General features: G+C 41.7%; 4 protein-coding genes and 1 pseudogene. 4 read left to right on the forward strand and 1 reads right to left on the reverse strand.

What is annotated here, in order from left to right; all coding sequences use genetic code 11:
• Positions 1-170 precede the first annotated feature (170 nt).
• From NWQ57_RS05800 to NWQ57_RS05815, 4 genes and pseudogenes are all read left to right on the forward strand, one after another.
• Positions 171-665: pseudogene (locus NWQ57_RS05800) on the forward strand (aminotransferase class I/II-fold pyridoxal phosphate-dependent enzyme); the annotation flags it as partial.
• Positions 666-712: 47 nt separating this feature from the next.
• Positions 713-1,354 (forward strand): UPF0149 family protein, encoded by a 642-nt coding sequence (locus tag NWQ57_RS05805; protein WP_306021191.1) that lies wholly within the window; start codon positions 713-715, stop codon positions 1,352-1,354.
• 66 nt (positions 1,355-1,420) lie between these two features.
• Positions 1,421-3,367 carry a S9 family peptidase gene (locus tag NWQ57_RS05810; RefSeq protein WP_306021192.1) on the forward strand — a complete coding sequence of 649 codons (1,947 nt, stop codon included), beginning with the start codon at positions 1,421-1,423 and terminating at the stop codon, positions 3,365-3,367.
• A gap of 104 nt (positions 3,368-3,471) precedes the next feature.
• Entirely contained in the window at positions 3,472-4,254 is a 783-nt protein-coding gene (locus NWQ57_RS05815) for a hypothetical protein (protein ID WP_306021193.1), read from the forward strand.
• Between the two features lie 202 nt (positions 4,255-4,456).
• On the opposite strand, the gene NWQ57_RS05820 is transcribed toward NWQ57_RS05815, so the two are convergent.
• Positions 4,457-4,786, reverse strand: coding sequence for a DUF2750 domain-containing protein (locus NWQ57_RS05820; RefSeq protein WP_306021194.1), 330 nt, complete (start codon positions 4,784-4,786; stop codon positions 4,457-4,459).
• Positions 4,787-4,814: the final 28 nt, after the last annotated feature.

Genomic DNA, 4,814 nt, shown 5'->3' on the forward strand with positions numbered 1-4,814 from the left:
GTGCCAACAGCAGCCATAGCCGACTTGCTCAGGGAACGCTCCCTAATTAGCAGAAACCAGACGTTCAGGGTTTATCAGTAATTTTAAAAATCAGAGAGGAAAGCAAACCGTGAAATGTCCACTTTTTCGTGATTTACACAAAATAAGGAAATGAGAGTCTTATTTACCCGATTGGCACAAGCAAGTTAGAGCAATTTAAAGGTCAGGTTATTACCTTAATGGCCGCCAGTAAAACCTTTAATATTGCCGGTTTAGGCACCTCTTTTGCCATTATTGAGGATGCTAAACTTAGGCAACAATTCAGTGCCGCTGCACAGGGCATTATGCCTTGGGCTAATGTACTGGGTTTGAGCGCCACCGAAGCCGCCTTTACCTTATGTGATGATTGGCACCAACAATTACTCAGTTATTTACGTATTAATCGTGATTACCTCATAAGTGAAATCGCGCAAATTGACGGCTTACGCATGTTAGCCCCTCAAGCGACGTTTTTGGCGTGGATTGACGGTAGTGGTTTGGGTGTCGACTCGGTGCAAAAGTATTTTGAAGATAAGGGCATAGGTCCTTCGCCCGGCGCTGATTTTGGTGATAGTCGTTTTGTGCGAATCAACTTTGGTTGCCCTTTATCCCAGTTAAAAGACGCAATGGCACTGCTTAAAAAGTAGCACCCTGTTTTTTTTTAGGGAGAGTTAAATAAGGTGTATCAATCCAGATGAGCATTTTATCCCAGGCCTGTCATCAAAACCTTTATACGTTGGCGACGACTGGTCCAGATAATACTCACTTACAAGCGCCCTATATCATACTCGGAACCATCTTTGCGGTAGCCGCCGCACCTGATATCCCTATGCCCGATGTATGGTTGCCGTGGATATTTAAGTCCAGTGCAAAACTTGAAGATATTCAAGATCTGCACAGCATTCATGAATCTGCGATGGGTTGTTTGCAGTGGCAGTTGCAACAAATGCGTGATGAACATATTGCCTTGTTTAGTGAGCTCGACTATTCTGAGCAAAAAAATAGCCCTTTAGCCCAATGGATGCAGGGATTATTATTCGCCCATACTCAATTAGATAAAGTATGGCAAATAGCATGGCAAGCTATGTTGAAAAGCCAGCATGCAGAGGTGGAAAAACTGCAAAAAGATTTGAAACACTGTTTATCGGTGTTGAGTACTTTTGCTGATATTCCCTTTGCTTTGACACGCTTGAACAGCGAGGCTAAAACACACCTTAGTGCAGCTTTACCACGTATTTATCAATCATTACCAGAGGTGCTGCAGACTTATGTTGCCACCTCAGGGCAGTTGATTGAGTATTTGCCCAATCAGTTTGAGACTTTTATTAAACCTTAGTGTGCGTGCTGCGCCATGTAAGTTGTTTAACCCTAGATTTTCGTTATTAATATTAAGGATAGTATTGTGAGAAGAATAAGTATTTTGGGTTTACTCTTAGTCACTCAGACTGTGTTGGGTAGTCCAGAGATTGAGCGTTATGGGTTATTGCCAAAAATTCAACAAATGACCATTTCACCTAATGGTGAACAAGTGGCGTTTCGTATGGTCACTCTCGAGCAAGATATTGTTACTGTGTATGCGGTCAATCCTGTTAAGACATTGGCCTCCATTAATGTTTCCAGCGTTAAGCCTCGTAGTGTTAATTTCATCGACGATATGAATCTCCTCATGACGGTATCTAAAGATACAACTATTCCTGGTTTTCGCGGTGAATTCGAACTTTCAACCGCCATGGTTTACAACGTCGAAGAGAACAAATACAAACAGTTATTGATCCCAGGAAAGGACGGCGTTTACGCGGGACAACCAGATTTAGATAGGATTGTCGGGATTTCACCAGATGGTAAATCCGTATATATGCCTGCTTTTTCAGGGGAGCCAACATTTACAATGGGGCGGCAGATTATGCCTCCCATGTCTTTGTTTCGTATGAATATTGATGGCACAGGTCGGGCAAGAATTCACAGCCCAGGTAAGGGACAAGTGAGGGATTATTTTGTCGCCAGTGACGGCGAAGTTTTAGCTCGAGAAGTATTTGATGATGCTGACAATATGCATAGTGTTTTTGCTTTTGATGGGAAAAAGCCCCTCGAAATTTTTTCAGAAAATACGCCCTATCGCATTAAGAATTTTATTGGTGTTAGCCTTGATGAAAAAGACCTTTACATGCTTGATGATAATAATGATTCGAACCGATGGGCGATTTACAAAATTGCACTAGCAGACGGCAAAATCGAAGGGCCTCTTTACGATAGACCTGATGCAGATATTGTTGGTCACATTACTGATAAGCAAAGAAAAGTATTAGGTGTAAGGTATTCTGGATTTAATCCGAGTTATACCTTTTTTGACACGGATCTCGATCAGCGGGTACAAGCTATTTTAGCAAAATACCCTAAGCACTCAGTCTGGATTGAGGAAATTTCACCTAATCGGCAACACGTGCTTGTGCGAGTCGAAGGCTCTCAATATGCGGGCGAATATTATCTTTATTCAAAAGGTAAAGAGGTGGTTTTTATTACTAATAGCCGTCCTGAAATTCCCGTTGAAGAGATACACCCTATAACATCTATTACTTTCTCAGCTAGAGATGGTTTAAAAATTCCCACCTTATTTACCATACCACTGAATAGAATTGACACATTTAACAATCTGCCTGCGGTGGTATTGCCACATGGTGGTCCAGAATCATTCGATTCTATTGGGTTTAATTATCTTGCCCAAGCCCTTGCCCAGCAAGGTTATTTGGTTATTCAACCGCAGTTTCGTGGCTCAATTGGTTTTGGTTCAAAACATCAGGCCGCCGGATACGGCGAATGGGGAAATAAAGCGTTACTTGATTTAACCGACGCCGTTGATTTTTTTGCCAAACAGGGCGTGCTCGATAGAGAGCGAGTTTGCATCGTTGGTGCTAGTTACGGTGGTTATTCTGCACTGGCTGGTGGCGCATTTGCCCCTGATATATACAAGTGTGTGGTGTCGATAAACGGGATTGGTAATTTAGACGATATGCTCAGTCGAACGGGAGATGAAAGCGGTAGTTCGAGTTCTTCTTTGGAGTATTGGGAGGCGCAAATTCTCGGCTTTGGTGATAAGGATAAAAATGTGGCGAAACAGCGCTCGCCAGAGTTAGCTGCATCAGCATTTAAAGCTCCGGTGTTATTAATTCACTCAGAGAAAGATGAAAACGTGCATCCAAGGCAGTCAGTTACTATGTATAACGCTTTAAAAAAAGCAGGAAAGGACGTTGAAAAAATCGAACTTGAAGGTGAAGACCATTATTTATCTCATGGCGAAACGCGCTTGAAAGCACTTAAAGCAACGATTGAATTTGTCAAAAAGCATATTTGAATCTAGTTCAAGGGCAGGGTAAACAGATATATTAGTGCTGAAGTTTATCCTGACTCTAACGGTACTTTTTAGATAAGAAAACACGTTAATTGAGCAAATATGCTATGAAAATCATCAGGTTATTAGTTTTATTGTCCATTGCTTTGTATCTTAGTGGGTGCGCGGTTAAAAGCACTCTTCCGAATAATGTAGTGGTTGAGTTTAAAAAAATTGGGGTTGTATCTCAAACAGCTGCAACCCTTTATAAGCAACATGTTGGCTTAACCATATTCGGTAATGACTATGAACCTCAGGATATACTCGAATGGAAAATTGATGAGGTTTATGCAGAACAATTAGCGTCGGAATTACAGTCCACTTTAAACATAGAGCCAGTGATTCTGAACAAAGCACAATTAGACTTCGGTGAAGTAAATAGTTTAACAGGTCCATACAGTGCGCCAGCGTTTTGGGGACCAAATTTTAGTGCGATTAAAGATGTTACCTTGAAAGCATGCGTTGAATATAACCTCGATGCGTTATTTATTGTGACGAGATTTCAAACCAGTGATTTTATTGGAATGACGAATCAAAAGTTGGAAGGGGCTGGGATTTATTCCCGACGTGGAAATTCAGTAATTCATTTATTATCCAAGATCGGGGTTATGGATTGTAAGTCAGGTAAGGTTTTAGCAGTAGGTACTTTAAAGAATGAAAGCGCCTCTAGTGAGTCATTTTTGTATCAATATCCTAAAGCACAGATTGACAGTAAACTGGCTCAAAAAGCGTTTTCTGAATGGAATCAAGAGGAAAAGGATAATCTTAGGCGTACACTTTTGGACTTAGCAAAAGACGCTTGGCGGGTAACACTTCGATCAATGTTTCCTAGTAGTAAGTCTCCAAACTAGGGTTGGTAATTACTTTAATATTTACCCAAGTTCCCTCAGAAACGCTGAAACTCGTATCTTCAGGTTGTTTGGGTATAGATTTACTAATTGCGATCGTATGTAGGATGCACTCTCAAGATCAGGGTAAACATATACATTTTTGCAGAAGTTTATCCTGACCCTAGTTGTCCTTTGTCTGTAGCTCGAAACTCGTCGCTTTCGTTTAATTCACTTTCTTTTTATTGATCAACAGTTGCAACTCAGCATCAAAGTCTTGGGCTGAAATCACTAAACCTTCTTCGTCATCGCTGGGGAATACCGCGATTGCTACGTTGTCGCCTTCGAGGCCATAGGTCCAGCGGGTGCGCCAGGTTTTTAGGTCAATGGCGATGGCTTTACAGTCGGCCCACTCTCCGGTGGCCCATGCTTGGGCAAAGGCTTCGCTTGGCCATACTGGGGCGCAGTCTTCATCGTCGGTATTAAGCATTACACAACCGTCATTGTCGGTAAGTATCCAAACTTGCTGCTGAGTATAGGTAAAATAAAACGTCATTTTTCCTAAAATCAAAATACATGATGCC

The sequence above is a fragment of the Paraglaciecola sp. genome (assembly GCF_030730205.1).
Lineage (GTDB): Bacteria > Pseudomonadota > Gammaproteobacteria > Enterobacterales > Alteromonadaceae > Paraglaciecola.